At 57.0% G+C, this 18,976-nt stretch carries 15 protein-coding genes; 9 read left to right on the forward strand and 6 right to left on the reverse strand.

Features of this window, described 5'->3' with window-relative positions:
• The first annotated feature begins 755 nt into the window (after positions 1 to 755).
• Entirely contained in the window at positions 756 to 2,645 is a 1,890-nt protein-coding gene (locus LEP6406_RS0207905) for a CHASE2 domain-containing protein (RefSeq protein ID WP_036028245.1), read from the forward strand.
• Positions 2,646 to 2,724: 79 nt separating this feature from the next.
• Here the strand turns inward: LEP6406_RS0207905 and cysW are convergent, their stop codons facing one another.
• From cysW to LEP6406_RS0207920, 3 genes are all read right to left on the reverse strand, one after another.
• Complete coding sequence (gene cysW, locus LEP6406_RS0207910) at positions 2,725 to 3,594, reverse strand: sulfate ABC transporter permease subunit CysW (RefSeq protein WP_008313581.1); 870 nt, start codon at positions 3,592 to 3,594, stop codon at positions 2,725 to 2,727.
• Complete coding sequence (gene cysT / locus LEP6406_RS0207915; protein WP_263971148.1) at positions 3,584 to 4,384, reverse strand: sulfate ABC transporter permease subunit CysT; 801 nt, start codon at positions 4,382 to 4,384, stop codon at positions 3,584 to 3,586. The genes cysW and cysT overlap by 11 nt, the downstream gene beginning before the upstream one ends.
• A 72-nt stretch (positions 4,385 to 4,456) precedes the next feature.
• Positions 4,457 to 5,656 carry a sulfate ABC transporter substrate-binding protein gene (locus LEP6406_RS0207920; RefSeq protein WP_008313576.1) on the reverse strand — a complete coding sequence of 400 codons (1,200 nt, stop codon included), beginning with the start codon at positions 5,654 to 5,656 and terminating at the stop codon, positions 4,457 to 4,459.
• Between the two features lie 207 nt (positions 5,657 to 5,863).
• Here LEP6406_RS0207920 and LEP6406_RS0207925 point away from each other — a divergent pair, with 207 nt between their 5' ends.
• Positions 5,864 to 6,895 carry a sulfate/molybdate ABC transporter ATP-binding protein gene (locus LEP6406_RS0207925; RefSeq protein WP_008313573.1) on the forward strand — a complete coding sequence of 344 codons (1,032 nt, stop codon included), beginning with the start codon at positions 5,864 to 5,866 and terminating at the stop codon, positions 6,893 to 6,895.
• A 188-nt stretch (positions 6,896 to 7,083) separates the two neighbouring features.
• Here the strand turns inward: LEP6406_RS0207925 and LEP6406_RS0207930 are convergent, their stop codons facing one another.
• The gene (locus tag LEP6406_RS0207930) at positions 7,084 to 8,886 is read right to left on the reverse strand and encodes a sugar phosphorylase (RefSeq protein ID WP_008313571.1); all 1,803 of its coding nucleotides are present in this window, start codon (positions 8,884 to 8,886) and stop codon (positions 7,084 to 7,086) included.
• A gap of 42 nt (positions 8,887 to 8,928) precedes the next feature.
• On the opposite strand from LEP6406_RS0207930, the gene LEP6406_RS32750 reads away from it, so the two are divergent.
• Positions 8,929 to 9,072: a hypothetical protein gene (locus LEP6406_RS32750; protein WP_155834655.1), complete on the forward strand. Its 144-nt coding sequence runs from the start codon at positions 8,929 to 8,931 to the stop codon at positions 9,070 to 9,072.
• 198 nt (positions 9,073 to 9,270) lie between these two features.
• Here the strand turns inward: LEP6406_RS32750 and ffh are convergent, their stop codons facing one another.
• Complete coding sequence (gene ffh / locus LEP6406_RS0207935; protein WP_008313569.1) at positions 9,271 to 10,755, reverse strand: signal recognition particle protein; 1,485 nt, start codon at positions 10,753 to 10,755, stop codon at positions 9,271 to 9,273.
• Positions 10,756 to 11,030: 275 nt separating this feature from the next.
• Between ffh and LEP6406_RS0207940 the strand changes: the two genes are divergently transcribed.
• The 3 genes from LEP6406_RS0207940 (at position 11,031) to ggt (ending at position 15,842) form a co-directional block, all read left to right on the forward strand.
• A complete protein-coding gene (locus LEP6406_RS0207940) occupies positions 11,031 to 13,421 on the forward strand; it encodes a hypothetical protein (protein ID WP_051463640.1) in 2,391 nt (796 codons plus the stop codon).
• A 68-nt stretch (positions 13,422 to 13,489) separates the two neighbouring features.
• Complete coding sequence (locus LEP6406_RS0207945; protein WP_008313564.1) at positions 13,490 to 14,251, forward strand: response regulator transcription factor; 762 nt, start codon at positions 13,490 to 13,492, stop codon at positions 14,249 to 14,251.
• Positions 14,252 to 14,258: 7 nt separating this feature from the next.
• On the forward strand, positions 14,259 to 15,842 hold the full coding sequence (gene ggt / locus LEP6406_RS0207950; protein ID WP_008313562.1) for a gamma-glutamyltransferase: 1,584 nt from the start codon (positions 14,259 to 14,261) through the stop codon (positions 15,840 to 15,842).
• 25 nt (positions 15,843 to 15,867) lie between these two features.
• Here ggt and LEP6406_RS0207955 read toward each other — a convergent pair whose 3' ends face one another.
• Complete coding sequence (locus LEP6406_RS0207955) at positions 15,868 to 16,686, reverse strand: TPM domain-containing protein (protein ID WP_008313560.1); 819 nt, start codon at positions 16,684 to 16,686, stop codon at positions 15,868 to 15,870.
• A gap of 293 nt (positions 16,687 to 16,979) precedes the next feature.
• On the opposite strand from LEP6406_RS0207955, the gene LEP6406_RS0207960 reads away from it, so the two are divergent.
• The 3 genes from LEP6406_RS0207960 to LEP6406_RS0207970 are packed head-to-tail and all read left to right on the forward strand — an operon-like array spanning position 16,980 to position 18,945.
• Entirely contained in the window at positions 16,980 to 17,792 is an 813-nt protein-coding gene (locus LEP6406_RS0207960; RefSeq protein WP_008313558.1) for a sulfite exporter TauE/SafE family protein, read from the forward strand.
• Between the two features lie 45 nt (positions 17,793 to 17,837).
• The gene (tsaE, locus tag LEP6406_RS0207965; RefSeq protein WP_263971149.1) at positions 17,838 to 18,515 is read left to right on the forward strand and encodes a tRNA (adenosine(37)-N6)-threonylcarbamoyltransferase complex ATPase subunit type 1 TsaE; all 678 of its coding nucleotides are present in this window, start codon (positions 17,838 to 17,840) and stop codon (positions 18,513 to 18,515) included.
• Entirely contained in the window at positions 18,505 to 18,945 is a 441-nt protein-coding gene (locus LEP6406_RS0207970) for an EVE domain-containing protein (RefSeq protein ID WP_263971150.1), read from the forward strand. The genes tsaE and LEP6406_RS0207970 overlap by 11 nt, the downstream gene beginning before the upstream one ends.
• Positions 18,946 to 18,976 lie beyond the last annotated feature (31 nt).

An 18,976-nucleotide genomic window follows, 5' to 3' on the forward strand; every position in this document is an offset into this window, starting at 1 on the left:
GTGGAGTCTCCCACTGGGTAGCACGGGTTTTGAGCCTCCCATTCTGAATTCCCCGACAGATCCGACCTAAACCCCTCCTACAGTACTGGACAAGGCGGTTTTTGAGCCTCCCATTTGGGACTGCCCAAGGGATTGCCCCTACGGAATTAACTTCAATCCTGGATTACCCGGCACTGGGTAGGGCGGGTTTTGAGCCTCCCATTTGGGATTTCCCAGTAGACACGAGCTAAACCCGCCCCTACGGGATTTACCCCAATACCCCAACACCCCGCCCTTATCGTCGAAACCGGGTTGATCATTTGACCGCATATTCCTTAATCCGGCTGCGCTGCCCCCCTTGGCAAGGGAACGCTACCTACCCTAATTGCAAGAAAATATTATCTTGTGGTGATCTCACGGATTGTGTCAGTTCGCCCGGTATTAAATAGGGGCATCCCCTACCAGACTAGGCGCATTCTGGGCACACTACTTAAGGCACGGCCTTCCAGTTCCGCCAAGAGCCCATCCGAATACCCCATGGCAATCACGGCACATAGCAGTCGTCAATCCGATTAGGACAAGACTGCGAGCCAATTTGCTTTGACTCTCAGCAGGGGTCTCAATGCCACCAAGGTGCATCTCGCTTCAATCCCTAATCCTCCAACTCCGTGGTGAGTCTCAAAGGTTTTACTGCGCCTTGGCGGTCTCCGCTTCAGCGTGCAAGGCAGTGGTGTCGGAAATCCGCCCGTCAATGGGCCGCTGACCAGGGCATTCTTGTGGTCACTCTGGTTAGCGTTGGTGTTTCGTTGACGGTGCTGGGCGTAAATCAGTTAGGCATCCTAGAGAGCGCAGAATGGCTAGCCTATGATCAAATGGTGCGGTTGCGGCACCTGCTAGGTGAGCCCCCTCTAGATGATCGCCTGTTGCTGGTGACCATCACAGAAGAGGATCTTCAGGAAATTCAGGCATTACCCCTCACCGACCAAACTATCGCTACAGTTCTGGCCCACCTGCAAACCCACCAACCCGCCGCCATTGGTCTGGATATCTATCGGGCAATTCCCCAGCCACCGGGACAGGGGGAACTGGGGGAACAGATCCGGGCTGAAAATGTGGTAGTGATTACCAAACTGCCGGATGTCTCTGGTACTGGCATCCCTGCCCCGGAGGGAGTAGACCCTGACCGCATTGGGTTCAATGATGTGGTGGTGGATGCCGATGGTACGATTCGGCGCAGCCTGATTATGGGGGAACAGGTCACGCCCGAGGGGCCGCAGGTCATCTTCTCCCTCTCTTTGCGATTGGCCCTGCGCTACCTAGCTCTCCAGAACATCACCCCCCAATCCAGTGTGGTCAACCCCCACTATATGCAGTTGGGGCCAAGCACCTTTGTTCCCTTACAGCCCGGATCTGGGGGCTATGCCCGCACCGACGCCGGGGGCTACCAGGTGCTGCTGGACTATCGTCATTCCCTTGCCCCGGCCCGTCAAGTCACCCTGATGGAAGTGCTGCAAAATCAAGTGGATCCAGATTGGGTGCGGGGCAAAATTATCCTCATCGGCATGACTGCCCCCAGCGGCAAGGATCTGTTCTATACCCCCTTTACCCGAGCGGGCATCGCTGCCACCCACCAGATGCCCGGTGTGTTTATCCATGCCCAGATGGTGAGCCAGTATTTGGATGCAGCGACGGGGGCGCGATCGCTAATTTGGCTTAGTGTCCCCTGGCAAGAGGCGCTCTGGTGTCTGGGCTGGGCACTACTGGCGGGAACCGTAGCTTGGCGACTGCGCCATCCGGTGGCCTTCGCCCTCAGCCAAAATGGCCTATTGATGGCCTTGGCCGCCGTTGGATTTAGCCTATTTTTACAACGGGCCTGGGTACCCATCGTTGCCCCGACTGTGGGCATTGTCGGTACCAGTGGCATCGTTTTGGCCTACCAAGCCCAACAATCGGCCCGCCAACGGCAAATGATGCTGATGCTATTGGGGCAAAATACCTCGCCGGAAATTGCTGACGCTCTCTGGGAAAACCGCGATCGCTTACTGAAATCTGGCAAACTCCCTGGCCAAAAGACCACCGCTACCATGCTATTCACCGACATTCGCGGCTTTAGTACCCTGGCGGAGGTCACTCCCCCCGAGCAATTGCTGGACTGGCTGAACGAATACCTCAGCGCCATGACAGACGCCATCCAGACCCATCACGGCATTGTCAATAAGTTCACCGGAGATGGCCTTCTGGCGGTTTTCGGAGTGCCCATTACCCGCAATACCCCAGAAGCGATCGCCCAGGATGCCCAAAATGCCGTCCACTGCGCCCTGACCATGGCGGCCTGTATGGATCGCCTCAACCAGCACCGCCAGACCCGCAACCAGCCCCTGCTCCAGATGCGAGTGGGCATTTTCACCGGGGCCGTCGTTGTCGGCAGTTTGGGGGGCCAAACCCGCATGGAATACGGCATCATCGGCGACAGCGTCAATATTGCTTCCCGTCTGGAAAGCTTTGACAAAACTCGCCAGCCCACCCCCTGCCGCATCCTTATCGGCGAGGACACCTTGGCCTATCTCCAGAACCAATTTCAGGTCGAAAGTTGGGGGGCGCTGACCCTCAAGGGTCGCCATGCCCCCATAGGGGTTTACCGTGTCCTAGCCCACAGTACCCTCTAAAAACCCGCCTCCGTTTCCCTAGACCGGAGACGAGGGAGATGGAACCCATCGTCAACAGCCCTCCTTGAGGAGCGTAATATCAATCACCCTTTTGATGGGTACTAAAGCGAGTTTCAACCACCTGCTTCACCACTAGGGTGACTACAGCCAAACTGGCCAACACCACCGCTGCTGAAAAGGCTCCTTGGGAATCGTAGTTTCGGTAGGCACCATCCACATAGAGCGTCAGAGTTTGGGTACGGCCAATTAGGTTGCTGGACACCACGGCAATGGAGCCAAATTCCCCCATGGCTCGGGCCACGGTCAAAATTATGCCGTAGGTCAACCCCCAGCGGATCGAGGGTAGGGTCACCCGCCAGAAGGTCTGCCAACCGTTAGCCCCAAGGGTCTTCGCGGCTTCCTCCTCTTCCGTACCAATTTCTTCGAGGACCGGAATCACCTCCCGCGCCACAAAGGGCATTCCCCCCAAAATGGTCGCGAGGGCAATACCGGGGAAGGAAAAGATGATTTTGATGTCGAGCCATTGCAACACCGGATGGAGCACCCCCTGGCGACCATAGAGAGAGACCAGCATCAAGCCCGCCACAATCGGGGAGATCGAAAAAGGCAGGTCAATGATGCTGAGCAACAGGGTGCGCCCCCGAAACTTACGGCGGGCAATCACCCAAGCAGCGCAGAGGCCAAACACCACATTCAGCGGTACTGCCACCGCCACCGCCATCAGGGTAAGGCGGAGAGCGTTGATAAAGTTACGACTCCCCAGAGAGGCAAAAAACGCTCCAATGCCTTCGCTAAAGGCTCCTACAAACACGTACACCGTGGGCAGGAGCAAAATGAGGCCGACATAGAGCCAAGCGCCCGCAATTAAGCCAACTTTGCCCCACTTGATGCCTTCTACGGGCTTGGAATTATAGGCAGGCAGTTGGTTTGAACCCAGTTCAACCGTCATAGCGTCGTCCCCAAGCTTGCAAGAGATTAATGATCAACAACAGCACCAGAGAGATGAGCAGCAACACGACACCAATAACCGTTGCCCCTGGGATATCGGCTTGCTCTAGGCGCTGAAACACCAGTACCGGCGCAATCATGTCCTTAAAAGGGACGTTGGAGGCAATGATCACTACGGAACCGTATTCCCCTACGGCTCGGGCAAAGGCTTGGGTCACCCCCGTCAGGATGGCGGGGACAATGGGGGGCAACAACACCCGCCAAAAGGTTTGCCATTGGGAGGCTCCTAGGGACCAAGCGGCCTCCTCCAGGGTGTGTTCCAACTCCTGTAGGACGGGCTGCACAGTCCGAACCACAAAGGGAACGGAGATAAAGACCATTGCCACCGCGACGCCAATGCGGCTAAAGGAAACCTGGATGCCAAAGGGAGCAAAGTAGCGCCCAATCCAACCCGTTTGACTATAAATCGTGGCTAGGGTCAGACCAGCAACCGCTGTCGGTAGGGCAAAGGGCAGGTCAATGACCGCATCTAGAACGCGCTTGAAGGGAAACTCGTAACGAACCAGTACCCAGGCGGTCAAAGTACCGCCAAAACCGTTAATAACAGCAGCAACAATGGCTGTGCCAAAGGTGATGCTGTAGGTGGATAGGGCAATGGGGGTGGTAGCCAGTTGCCAAAATTCCGCTGGGCTCAGACTCGTAGCCCGCAGGGCCAAAGCCGCAATGGGCAGCAGCAGAATGATCGACAGATGGGCGATGGTAATCGTCCAGGGGACAGATACATATCGCACTAGGAAGCTGGACGCCCTAGCAAGAGTAGAGAGTGCAGTAGAAGTGGTCATGGCTGGGGAGAAGAGGTTATTTTAGCGCTTAGCAATCTCAGCTTGAATTTCGTCGAAGATGGCTCCATCGGCGAAGAAATTCTTACGGATCTCTGGCCAGCCGCCGAAGTCGTCAGCGGTGAATAGGTTTGCCACTTCGGGATACTCAGTCTTGAACTCTTCCACCACTTCCGGCAGCACAGGACGGAAACCCACTTTGGCAAATTCCCGCTGGGCTTCGGGGGTAAAGAGGAAGGCCACGAAGGCTTCTGCCACTTCACGGGTACCCCGGTCATCCACATAGCCATCCACCACGGCAATGGGGTTGTCAATGGAGATGTTGCTCTGGGGGATGACGTAGGGCAAATCTTGTCCCTGCTGTTTGGCCAGGATCACCTCGTTTTCGTAGTTGATCAGGGCATCCCCTTGGTTTTGGGTAAAGAAGGTGTCGGTGGCTTCTCGGGCGTCAGCAGGGAGAACCGGCACGTTGGCATAGGCGTCGGTGACGAAGGCTTGGGCATCCTCTTCAGTACCGCCATTTTCGGTGATGAAGCCCCACAGAGCCAGGTAGTTCCAGCGGGCACCGCCGGAGGTTTTGGGGTTGGCGGTGACAAAGGTGACATCGTCACGGGTGAGGTCGTCCCAGTCTTGGATGTTTTTGGGGTTGCCTTCACGGGTGACAATAACGCCGACAGAGCGGTGGACAATGCCGTCCCCATTGGGGGTTTTCTGTTCCCAGCCCGGATCGATTAGGCCGGCTTCTTGAATTTGGATGGTGTCGGCGGGAATGGCTAGGGCAACAATATCGGCCTCTAGGCCATCAATGACGGCGCGGGTTTGGCTGCCGGAGCCAGCATAGCTTTGGTCAAAGATAACGGTTTGCCCCGTTTCTGCTTTCCACTTCTCGACGAACAGCGGAATGATGTTTTCGTAGGCAGCGCGGGTCACTGCGTAGGACACCAGGGTGACTTCTACGGTGTCAGGGCGCTCGGTTGCGGTCTCTGCTGCGCCTTCAGTGCCGCTGTCTGCGGTGGTGGTGGTGGTGCCGCCGCCGCAGGAGGCTGCGATCGCACCTGCCATTCCCAATCCCAGCAGAAACAGCATTGCCGATCGTCGAGGAATAGACCGTCCTCCAATCCATCGTCCCCAGCGCTTCAACGGGGAGTGAATCGAGGTCGAAATTGATGGGGTTTGGGGGTCTTGCGATTGAGAACCCTGGGGAATGTAGTCCGGTGTTGTCATGAATCGTGCTCCAATTGCGCTCCAGGTTGTTTCCAGCCCTGATGGGTGAGGGACTGACAGCATTTGCTTGCAGAGCAATGTAGCACGATTCAGTCGAATCTGAATTCAAGATGTTTTGAAATACAAACTGAAATATTTTTGATCCGAGATTTGCTTGATTTGTGCTTAAATCCAATTACGTGTGCAAGATATCGGAGCTTATATCCCGTGGGTATCAAAGTTGAGAATGTGTCCAAGCGATTTGGCGACTTCCAAGCCCTAGAGCCCGTCAACCTTGAGGTCAAGACGGGCTCCTTGGTGACCCTTTTAGGCCCGTCGGGTTCTGGTAAGTCCACCCTGCTGCGGGTGATTGCGGGGCTAGAGCAGCCCGATACTGGCAGCATTTACCTGTCGGCACGGGATGCCACCTACGAGAAGGTGCAGGAGCGCAAGGTGGGGTTTGTATTCCAGCACTACGCCCTATTTCGTCACCTGACGGTGCGGAACAATATTGCCTTTGCCATGGAAATTCAGAAGTGGCCGAAGGAGCGGATCAAGCATCGGGTGGAGACCCTGCTAGATCTGATCCAGCTCAGTGGCCTTGGCGATCGCTATCCTTCCCAACTGTCTGGGGGGCAGCGCCAGCGGGTAGCTTTAGCTCGGGCGTTGGCTGTGGAACCAGAGGTGTTGCTATTGGATGAGCCTTTTGGTGCTCTCGATGCTAAGGTGCGTCAAGACTTGAGGAACTGGCTCCGCCATCTTCATGATGAAGTGCATGTGACTACGGTGCTGGTCACCCATGACCAAGAGGAGGCGATGGAGGTCTCTGACGAAATTGTGGTGATGAGTCAGGGGCGCATCGAGCAGGTGGGTTCCCCTTCGGAGATCTATGAAAATCCAGCGTCGCCCTTTGTGATGAATTTCATTGGCTCGGTCAATATTGTGTCCCCCGATTCCACCTGGCGGCAGGTGAAGGCAGATCTGCCCCTAGAGGGTGAGGTGTTCCTACGCCCCCATGATATTGACATCCTCTTTGAAGAAACGGAGGGTAGCCTATTTGCCAAGGTGAGTCGCATTGGCCATCTGGGCTGGAATATTCGGGTAGAGCTGACTTTGGAGAGCGGTCAGACGGTGAATGCCCACATTAATTTGGCTCAGCTTAAGGCACTTCAGCTTCAGGTGGGCAGCACTGTGTTTATCAAGCCCAAGCATGTGCGGACCTTTGCGTTGGAGCATAGTAATCAGCGGATCGCCGTTTAGGTCTGGGGGTATAGCAGTGGCCATCCAGATTAGAACAAGGGGCTTAAGCCCCTTGTTCGTTCCAGGCTTTGAAACATCCTAACGATTGTCTTTCAGACAGGCCGCGCCAACAGGTAATGGCTCCCCCAGGGAGCAAGCCCGATCAGCGGGCACCTTATTTTTCTGCGAGCCCCTATTGGGACCATGGGCTAATAATTGCCGATGAGGGGGTCGGGGGTGGTGCGATCGCGGGCGGAGTCTACCTTATTGGTGATCCAGAGGGATTGGTAGGGCTGGAGGATCGTGTAGGCATTGTCGATGTACTCGACGCGATCGCGACTAATCAGATCCACCCAATCATCCGTATTCACCAGGTTCAAATCCGATAGTTGTAGCTCCTGGGGATACTTGCTGAGGTTATGGATGCAGAAAATACTCTGATCCCGCGCCATACTCTGCCGCCAAAAGGCAAACAGGGCCGGGTTTAGGGGATGGAGCGTGTACTGGGTGGCATTGGGGTGAAAGGCGCGCTGACGGCGGCGAATGCGAATCAGCCGCCCCAGTTCCTTTAGCACAATGGCGTGGGGGGAGGTGTCATCCGCCAAGGCCGCCTCTAAGACATCAATGTCCCACTTGTAACGATTGATGGTACGGTTATGCCCCGTTGCCTCCACCCCAGCCTGGTAATTCCGGGTGGCCAACAAACTATGGATATAAAAAGCAGGAATCCCCTCCAGAGACATCATGATGGTTTGGGAGCAGAGGAACCGCTGAATTTGCCATTCATCTTCCCCCGCCACCGTGCCCGCCATGGCGTCGAACAGGGAAATGTTGATCTCGTAGGGAGACTCGCTGCCATCGGGGCGACTCCGCATACTGACATGACCGCCAAACCGGCGCATAGTGTCCACCAGGGCAGTGTATTCCGTGGGGGTGAGCAACCCCTCCGCTGGACGCATACCAATGCCATCGTGGGAGGCGGTGAAATTAAAGTAGGCGCAGCCGATGGGGGCCGGGGGCATACTCATCATCCAGGTCTTCAGGTGCTCCGCCTTCCCCTGCATCAGGGCATTTAACAACAACGGCGGCAGGCTGAAGTTGTAGATCATGTGGGCTTCGTTGCGGTTGCCAAAGTAGCTGAGGTTTTCCCGGTTGGGCACATTGGTCTCAGTGATGATGGCGACACTGGGGTCCAGCATCTGCAAAATCTCCCGCAGCAGTCGCACAATGGCGTGGGTTTCCGCTAAGTGAATGCAGGAGGTGTCTAGTTTTTTCCACAGATAGCCCACCGCATCGAGACGCAGGTAGCGGGCTCCGGCTTCAACATAGAGCAGGATGATTTTGACGAATTCCAGCAGCACATCTGGGTTGGCAAAGTTAACGTCGATCTGGTCGGCGCTAAAGGTGCTCCAGACGTATTTTGGCCCCTGGGCGGTTTGCAACTGAGTCAGTAGGGGGGAACTGCGGGGCCGCACCACTTGGGTCAGGTCTTGCTCAGGATCGGTTTCGATCAAATAGTCACGGCCCGGTTTCTCCCCCGCTTGGAACTGTTTGACCCACACATGCTGGCTGGAGATGTGGTTGATCACCAAATCCACCATCAGGTTGAAGCTCTGGGCAATACGCTTGATGTCGGACCAGTCCCCCAGAGTGGGGTTGACCTGGGTATAGTCGATGATGGCAAACCCGTCGTCGGAGCTGTAGGGAAAAAAGGGCAGGATATGTACGCCTGTCACGGTGTCCTGAAGATGGGTTTCTAAAAATTCTGCTAGCACCGCTAGGGGCGGGCGACCATCCTGGCTCTGAATGCTATCGCCGTAGGTGATCAGCAGAATATTGTCATGGTCCCACTTGCGCAGATCTTCGCGGCTGCCCTGTTGTAGAGACGGTAGCAGCAAGCCAAAAAGCTTTTCGGTCAGCTCATTGACGATATCGGCGGCATAAACTCTGGACAGTAGAGGATTTACCCGGCTAGCAAACAGGTCGTACTGGTTCTTAACTTCTATTCCCATAACAATGCTCACTTCCTCCCCACCGGGAAATCATGTCCAAGGGTGCCCACATCCAGCGCGATGATCATTGGCTTAGCTGCCCCGAAGGGTCTAGAGCAGCCCAAAGCAGCGATCGCACTAGATGAGTCCCTGTTTTGCAGGATCACGTTACCGTGCGATCGCGATTCTGATGTCAGCATTTCCTGATGATGGCCTGGAGGATCAGCCTTCCAGTCCGGGAAGATGGGGCACCACAGAAGTCAGCGCTGAGTTTCTAAACGGATGAGGAAAGACCGAAAGCCATAGTAATTCCTGGCTATTTAATGACTTATTTAATGACTTAATGACACTTTGGCGAACAAGGGGCTTAAGCCCCTTGCCTGTACTGAGCCCGAGTGAGAACCGCTATAGCTGGCCAAAGCCTTTCTTCTTCTTGTCCTTTTTCTTCTTCTTGCCGCCGCTGCCCATGCCGGGATAGCCCCGAAAACCGGGCTGGGCACCGCCCCCCATGCCAGGAAAGCCACCCCCCATGCCAGGGAAACCGCCCCCCATACCGGGAAATCCGCCGTCCATACCGGGCATTCCCATCTGCCCCGTGCCCATCTGCTGCATCATCGATCGCATCTTTTGAAAATCGCTGACCAGCTTGCTGACATCCTTTTCCTGATAGCCAGAGCCCTGGGCAATGCGGCGGCGGCGACTAGGGGAACTAGAGAGAAGTTCGGGTTGCTGACGTTCTGACTTGGTCATAGAGCCGATCATCGCCTCCACCCGCTTCAGTTGCACCTCCCCCTGCTGCAACTGCTCGTCGGAAATCTTGCCCGCCATGCCAGGAATCAGCTTCAAGATCCCCCCAAAGGAGCCCATCGTCTTCATCAAGCGCATCTGCTTGATGAAGTCATTGAAATCAAACTTGGCCTCAATGATTTTCTTTTGCAGCTTTTCGACATCAGCAATATCCACCGCCTCCTGGGCTTTCTCTACCAGGGTCAGCACATCCCCCATCCCCAAAATGCGGGAGGCCATGCGGTCGGGGTAAAAGGGCTGGAGGGCTTCCACCTTTTCCCCCACCCCGATGAACTTGATGGGTTGGCCGGAGATTTGGCGCACCGAGAGGGCCGCACCGCCTCGGGCATCCCCATCCATCTTGGTGAGAATGGCCCCGGTGATACCGATTTCCTCATGGAAGGTGCGGGTGAGGTTAGCCGCCTCTTGGCCCGTCATCGCATCCACCACCAGCAGCACTTCATGGGGCTGGATGACTGCTTTGATCTGGGCCAACTCCGCCATCATGGCGGGGTCGATCTGCAAGCGCCCAGCAGTGTCCACAATTACCGTGTCTACGTCTAATTCCCGCGCCTTCTCTAGACCTTGGCGGGCAATATCCACCGGGTTGGCGTCCGTGCCTAGGTCAAAGACGGGGACATCAATTTGTTTCCCCAGGGTGATGAGCTGGTCCACGGCGGCGGGCCGATACACATCCGTCGCCACCAGTAGCGTGGTGCGCTTTTCCTTGCGGAGATGGAGGGCCAGTTTGGCGGCGGCGGTAGTTTTCCCCGTTCCCTGGAGGCCCGCCATTAGCACCACCGTAGGCCCAGAGTCCGCTTGGGCTAGGGGGCTATTGCTTTCCCCCATGAGTTTCACCAGCTCATCGTTGACAATTTTGATGAACTGCTGACCAGGATTTATCCCGGTAATGACCTCAGCCCCCAGGGCCTGGTTCTGAACTTCAGCAATGAAGGTTTTGACCACCTGGAGGTTTACATCTGCCTCTAGCAGGGCACGGCGGACCTCCCGCAGTGCGTCCTCAATATTGGTGGCACTAATTTTGTCCTGGCCACGGAGTTTTTTCCAGGCACCTTCTAGGCGTTCAGAGAGGGCTTCAAACATGGGAACGTTCGAGATGGGGTAATCGTTTAGGGACTGGAACTGGAGACTAGAGCCAATGGCATCCCCATGCCATCGTAATTATGATGACGTCACAATAGGGAAAACAGGATACCGAATGGGCTAAAACCAAGGGTGAGGGCGGTCAGGCCCAAAACCCAAGATCTCTATTCTAAGGGGTGGATGGTTTCTCAATGGAATCTGGGCAATCTGAGCCCATGCCTACTCGGGTTGAGGGTGCAAGGTGGTGATGTAGTTTGCCTCTAGTGGCGGGAGTCATGATGGCCCAAGGTCTGAAGGGACAACTGAAGGGAGACGGGACATGGGGGGATGGTCCCAGTGTCCCCTCGATCCGTCGCCCCTGGTGGCAGCGGTGGACTCAGTGGATCCAACGCTGGCAGGCGCAGGGGGACGACTTGGCCTTAGATCAGCACGTGGATCAGCGACCTCATCCACCTCAGCAGTCTGTCCCCGTCCCGTCTCTGGGGAAGTCCCAGGATATGTCCCAGGCTGCTCCAGAACCGCCGCCATCTTCCACCTTGCCCAATTGGTGGCCGGTGATTCAGCGCCATAGCCAGTTGCTGGTGGCGGTGGTGAATCTACAAAACCATCAAATTGAATGGAGTAGCGATCGCTTTCGAGCCTTGGTGGGCCTGCTGGATCGGCCCCCAGTGGCGGGAGATGCGGTGCTGACCCATCTTTCTCCTGCGGAGCAGGAATGGGTGCGGGAACGCATCCGCCGCCATGTTTTGAAAGCTATTTTGACGGAGCAGTACCAGCAACAGAGGCTGGTGGCGGATCGGTGGCTCTATGAACCGTTGATTGTGACGGTAGGGCAAGCCACCCAGGCGCACCCCCGCTATGTGGAGTTCACCGTCAGTAGCGATCGCATTGTCATTACCCACCTGGACCCCGAGGTCCGGTCGGCCCTGACTGACTGCTGGTCTACTACGCCAGATCTGGGGGCGGTGATGACCCAGATCCACCAACCCGACTCCCCCCTCCAGCAGGTGCTCCAGCGGATCAATCCCCAAACCTACCGAGCCAGCGGGACCGTGCTGCTGGAGGGGATGGATGTGACCGATCGGGAGGTGGCTCAGCGCCTGGGTCACCTGCTGCTCCAGCGGGAGTCGATTCTGCAACCCCAGCGCTTTAGTCAGGCCAACGCGCTCATGCAGCGATTATTTCGGGCACAGGACACCCTGATTTTGACGGCGGAGGAAGCTTCGGCCAAGATTTTTCTGGATCTGGATCAGCCGGAGTGGACAGTGCTGTCCTATCCTGTGGACGCACTCCAGGAGTCCCGGCTATTTCAGGCCGCTTGCCGGGGGGAGGTGCTGAAGGTGTCGGATCTGTCGGCGGAACCCCTGACGCCCTGTGAGCAGTTACTGCGCGATCGCGGGACGCGCTCCTTGCTGATGTTGCCCCTAGCGATTCGATCACCCCGGCTCCAGGGAACGGCTCAACTGGTGGGGTTGGTGGCCCTGGGGTCGGATCAAATCGACGGATTCGATACCCTAGACGAATCCCACGCCGCTGCCCTGGTCTCCGCCCTGACGGTGGCCATGCGTCACACGGTGCAGGATCGCTTTACCAATATCCACGAATCGGTGCGCTGGCGGTTTGAAGAAGAGGCGGAGCGCCGCAGCCTGGGGATGACCCCAGAGCCCATCGTGTTTCAAAATGTCTATCCCCTCTACGGTATTTCCGACATTCGCGGTTCCTCCGATGAGCGTAACCGGGCTATCCAAACGGACTTGATGACCCAGTTCACCCTGGCGGCGGCGGTGGTGACAGCGGTGAGTACTGAGGCTGACAATGCCTATATTCATCAGTTTCGCCTAGACCTAGAGGAGCAGGTTGCCACCCTGCAACAGGGGGTGACGGTGGATGCGGAGGTGACGCTGCTGCGCTACCTCCAGGAGAATGTGGAAAGCCATTTTGACTATTTCAGCCAATGTGGCGATGGGGCGGTAGCTGCGATCGCGGCCTACAAAGCGGCACAGGATTCAGAACAGGGCTGCGTCTACGCAGCGCGGGCGGTATACGACCGCACCATCCATGACATTAATCAGGCGCTGCGGGCCACCTGGCAACAGTGGCAGCGCACCATGCAAACCATTGCTCGTCACTATTGTGACATTGAGGCCACGGACGGTATCGATCACATGGTCTATGCGGGGCAGTCCATCGACCCGTCCTTCACCCCCTTTCATCTCCGTAGTTTGCGTTATGAACAACTCCGGGCCGTATGTGACTGTGCCCGCACTGCCTTTCGCCTCAAGGCCGAGCACAGTACCAAAATGGACATCACCCATCTGGTGCTAGTGCAGGATTCCACCGTAGACATCACCCACGACGAAAATACCGAGCGCCTATTTGATGTCCGGGGCACCCGCGACACCCGTTACGAAATTGTCAAAAAACGTATTGATAAGGCGCTAGACAGCCAGACCCAGGCTCGTATTACCCAACCCGGTTGCCTCACATTGGTGTATTCCACCGGGGAGGAATGGCAAGAATATCAGCAATATCTGCGCTATTTGCAGCGAGAAGGCTGGGTGGATGAGGGGATTGAGCAGGGAACTGTGGAGCCGCTCCAAGGTGTGACGGGCCTTAAATTTGCCCGCGTCCGCGTTCTTCCAGCCCCCGAGTTGGCAGGGGCTTAGGGATTGAGGCTGAGAACTGGGCTGAGAACTGATAAGATCTGGGCGTAATAGGCTTAAGAGCTGAACCCATGGCTTCCCTAGCATTCTCTGCCGCCCAATCCTCTGGCGTTCGGGTGGGATTAGGCAAAGTCCTCATCGTAGAAGATGAGGCTCTAATCCGAGACACGATTGGCCTTGCCCTGGCGGAGGAAGGGTTTGAAGTTCTGATCGCGGAGGATGGGATGACGGCTTTAGACCTGTTGGGGGCCACCGCCGCTGCCGCCCGTAAGCCCTCCCCTGACATTAGTTTGGTGATTTTGGATCTGATGCTACCAGGCATGAATGGTCTGGATCTGTGCCGATTGGTACGCCACCAGGGTATGGATGTGCCCATTTTGATCCTCAGTGCTAAGGGCACGGAAACGGACCGGGTGGTGGGGCTAGAGATCGGCGCGGATGACTACTTGCCCAAGCCCTTTGGAATGCGGGAACTGGTGGCCCGCTGTCGCGCCCTACTACGCCGCCATCAGGGGCTGACCCAGTCGGAGGCAGATCCCGTCCTGAGGTTCCAGGAAATTCTGCTAAATCCGAAAGAATGTCGAGTATTCATGCGGGATACAGAGGTGAATCTGTCGCCTAAGGAGTTCCGTATCTTGGAATTGTTCATGAGTCAGCCCCGCCGGGTCTGGTCCCGCGATCAGATTATCGATAAGGTGTGGGGCCATGACTTTATGGGGGATAACAAGACGGTGGATGTCCACATCCGCTGGATTCGCGAAAAGCTGGAGGCGGACCCCAGTAAGCCAGAATACCTGAAAACCGTGCGGGGCTTTGGCTATCGTCTAGGCTAAGGCCGTCATGGCACCCCCGTCGTTGGGGATGGTGGTCTGTCCCCATGCCCTGGCCTCGCAGGTGGGGGCAGATGTTTTGCGCCGAGGGGGCGCGGCGACGGATGCGGCGATTGCAATTCAAGCTGCTCTCTCGGTGGTCTATCCCCCCATGACTGGGCTGGGGGGAGATGCCTTTTGGCTGTTCTACGATAGCCAGCAACAGCAGGTCCAGGGACTGAACGGGTCGGGGCGATCGGCCCAGGCAGCAACGATTCAGGCATACCGCGATCGCGGTTTTGACACCATTCCCCAGCGCGGTCCCCTCGCGGCTCTCACGGTTCCCGGTGCGGTAGACTCCTGGCACCAGGCCCATCAGCGCTATGGAATTTTGCCCTGGGAGGAATTATTCCAGGGTGCGATCGCGCTGGCGACGACGGGCTATCCCGCCACAGCGTCCCAGGTTCATTGGACCCGCCGCGACCACCACCATTTTCTGGCTCACAGCCCCAGCGACTGTCCCTTTTTGCCCCAGGGCAAGGTGCCCGTCCCCGGTCAGACCCTGACCAATCCCGACTTGGCCCAGACACTGCAAACCCTCGCCAGGGACGGAGCTGCCGACTTCTACCAGGGATCCCTCGCGGCCCGCATCGTTAGCCACTTGGGAGAGGTGGGAGGGCTGATCACCGCCGCCGATCTGGCCCAGCATTGCAGCGATTGGGTGGCCCCCATCTCCACCTCCTATCGGGGCTACGATGTCTACACCGTGCCGCCCAATAGCCAGGGGTTCGCCCTGCTGCAAGCCCTCAACATTGTCGCGGGGGTAGATGTGGCCGCCCTGGGCCATGGCACCGCTGACTACTACCACTTGATGGTAGAGGCGACCAAATTGGCCTTTGCCGATCGCGATCGCTGGCTCACCGATCCCGCCTTTGGAGAGATTCCTTTAGCTGACCTGATCTCTCGGGACTACGGCGATCGCCAGCGCCAGCGACTGAATTGGCAGCGAGCGGGCACCTACGAGGCCAGCGCCATCGGTGGCGACACCGTCTACACCGCTGTCGTGGATAGCCGGGGCAATGCGGTCTCCGTGATCCAGAGTGTCTACTTCGACTTTGGCTCCGCTGTGGTGGTGCCAGGAACCGGGTTTGTTCTGCAAAATCGGGGCTGTTTCTTTGACCTCAACCCCGCCACTGCCAATTGCCTTGCCCCCGCCAAGCGCACGTTCCATACCCTCATGCCCAGCTTGGTATTACAGGGGAATCGCCCCCATCTGGTGCTGGGTACCATGGGAGGCGAGGGCCAACCCCAAACCCTCCTGGCTCTATTGACCCGAGTCCTAGACTTTGCCATGGCCCCCCAGGCCGCTATCGATGCCCCCCGCTGGCTCTGGGGCCGCACCTGGGGCGACACCACCACGGGACTAACGCTGGAGGGGCGAATCCCAGCAGCGGTGCAAACGGCTCTGGGCCAACGGGGGCACCCGGTTCAATCTGCCCCTGATTGGACTGCCACCATGGGCCATGCCCATCTGATTCGCATTGATCCCACCACGGGACTAAGGGAAGGGGGTTGCGATCGCCGCAGCGATGGAACTGCGATCGCAGTGTCTTAGCCAACCACCCTGCTTAATTCTCAGATTAATTCTCAGAAGAGGGGGGGGCGTTGAAAGCGGGGGTCAGGTAGGCCACGAGGGCACCGATGGCAAACCCAGAAATATTACGAACCAAGGGCAACCAGTCGCTGGTACGGCTGACGACGGGGCCAATGCCAAAAGCGATAAACAGGATACCCCATAGCGGCGAAAAAATGAGAATCCACTGCCAAGCCACCACCTGACCCTTTTGACGGGGATGGGCAGCAAACCCACAAATAACGCCACCCACAACGGAAGTAATCAGGGTTAAAATCCACTGTTCCTGGGGCAGTCCCGGTACGACAGCGCACCCCCCCTGGCGAAGACAGACCTCGATGGCACCCAGGGCCTCCAAAATGGCGTTGTCTTCGCCATTCTCCCGCACGAAGAACTGATTACCAAAGCGGGTTTGCAGCTCAATCCAGAAGGTGCGGGGGAGAAAATCGTAGAGGTCGTCCCCGACGCTAAAGTTGAGCAAATTCCCCCCCCGAGGATCGGCCACCAGCATCACACTGTGTTTGTCTAGACCCCAAAATGCCTTCACTGCCCGCCCCGGTGTCTGATCGTACTGGGTCAGAACCCGCAGCTTCCAGCCCGTCTCGGCTTCAAAATCCGCGAGGTGTTGATCCAGAGATTCTTCCTGAGCGCTGCTGAGGGAGCGGGCCAGATCGATGATGCGGGTGGGAGCATCGGGGAGCAAATCTGGATTGTCATAGGCATGGGCAGCAGGAGTGCCTAGGGTCCAGCAGCTTAGGGCAAGGAGTGCAACTAAACACCATTTGATTGCAGGAGACAGAAGCCGGAGTGGAGCCAAGGTGTGCATGGGTGGCAAGGGTGTCGTGACGGCGGACTGCCAATATCCCAGGCAGGGATCGCCTTTGTTTACAGTTGTTCACCTCATTCTAAGGTAATTGGGAAGTACGGATAGAGTCTGCCCCAGCGCAGCAGGATTCAGAGACATTGCTTGGGATGTAATGTATCTAGACCATGGCAACCCTTAACTCGCTTCATCTGGACAAATTCCTTCGGTGTTGTGCGGCATACTGGCTGGTGATGCTGTGGGAACGGGCAGAGCAGTCCTGTGCTATTGCAGCCTAAGGGATAGACACAACAGCAATGCTGAGTATCTTAGATGTGTCCCTCTTTGCAGGGTTAGGTTTATTGGCAGGCACCCTAGCGGGACTGTTTGGCATTGGCGGCGGCATGGTGATTGTGCCCGGTTTGTTTTACCTGTTTCAAGTAATGGCGCTATCGGAGGCATCGGCCATGCACTTGGCAGTAGGATCCTCGATGGGCATTATGATCTTTACCGCCATAGCCTCGACCTGGTCGCATCATCGTCGGGGTGATGTGCAATGGGGCATTGTGGGCCAAATTCTGCCCGCGATCGCAGTAGGCGTTTTAACGGGCAAGGGGTTGGCCCACAACCTGAGTGCGGCAGCCCTAGAAATTTGCTTTGGCCTCTTTCTATTGTTCGTATCCCTCAAAATGCTGCTGAATTGGCTGCCCACTCCTGAGGAGCCCTCGCCACCGAGATTCGGGCTGACGGCCCTAGTGGGCATAGCCGTAGGGTTCAAATCTGGGGTACTGGGGATTGGGGGCGGAGCCATCAGCGTTCCCTTTCTGCTCTATTCAGGATTTTCTATGGGGCAGGCCAGCGGCACCTCCTCCGCCTTTACCCTGCCCATTGCCCTGATCGGAACGCTGCTGTGTGTCACGCTAACGATACCAGGGCAGGCAATACCAGGAACCCTGGGTACCGTCTACTGGCCTGCTGTCGCCCTCGTCGCTCCCTTTACAATGCTGGGGGCTCCCCTAGGCACTCGCCTGTGTCACGTTGTCCCCGCCCAGCGTCTCAAACGTCTGTTTGCCCTATTCCTACTCTTCGTGGGGGGACGATTGCTCTGGGGCCAGATGCCTCTAGCCTAGTCCAGAAAGAATGAAGGATATAGGGCTATACCCGTGCGTAGCCAGATGAAGCGGAAACCGCGCCCCTACGGGAAATTCAAAACTCAAAATTCCTGTCCCGATGTCACTGGATTGGTGGGCAATGCCCACCCTACGGTTTTGTCACCTGTCACCTGTCACCCCCCCACTCCACCACCCTCAAACCCATCCACCCTCAAACCCATCCACCCTCACACACCTGCCATGGTGACCTTTGCCCCCCAATCCCTCTCCTTACACCAAACCGAAAGCACCCTGGCCCTGGGCCGGTGGCTGGGAGAACGGTTGACAGCGGGTACGGTGCTGCTACTCCAGGGGGATTTGGGCAGTGGCAAAACTACCTTGGCAAAGGGACTGGGGCAGGGATTGGGCATTACCGAAGATATCGACAGCCCCACCTTTACCCTGATTAGCGAATACCTGGGCGGACGCTTGCCGTTCTACCATGTGGATCTCTATCGCTTAGAGGGGAAAGCGGTGGACAATTTGTATCTAGAGACCTACTGGGACGGGCTAGAATTTCCTCCGGGCATCGTGGCCATTGAATGGGCGGAGCGGCTTCGCCATCTGCCTCCAGCTCCGTTGCGCGTTGCCCTGACTCATAGGGATGGAGGCCGCCACGTGGTTCTGGCCCCTGCCGACGTGACCCAAGCTACCCTGTTGGAGACCCTAACCCCCGATGCGCTATTGGTTGATGAAGTCTGAGCCGAATGTCTACAGCATTGAGGATCTGGCGCGACAGCCCGAGGAAATCTGGGATGGGGTGCGCAACTATCAGGCTCGTAATTTTTTGCGGGAGATGCAGATCGGCGATCGCGCTTTTTTCTACCATTCCAATACCAAGCCGCCGGGGATTGTGGGGCTGATGACCATTCTGGAGACGGATATTGTGGACCCCTCCCAGTTTGACCCCAGCCACAAGTACTATGACCCCAAATCCCCTGCTGACAATCCCCGCTGGCGCACGGTCAAGGTGGGCTATGGAGAAACCTTTGCCCATACCCTAACCCTGGATCAGCTTAAGGCCACCTTCTCCCCCGAAGAGCTGCTGGTGGTGAAACGGGGCAATCGCCTGTCGGTGATGCCCATTGCGACTCCGATAGCGGAACAAATCCTAGCGATGACGCAGTCGTAAGGGACTCGCAGGAAAATAACGTACCTGCTGA

Source organism: Leptolyngbya sp. PCC 6406 (assembly GCF_000332095.2).
Lineage (GTDB): Bacteria > Cyanobacteriota > Cyanobacteriia > Phormidesmidales > Phormidesmidaceae > PCC-6406.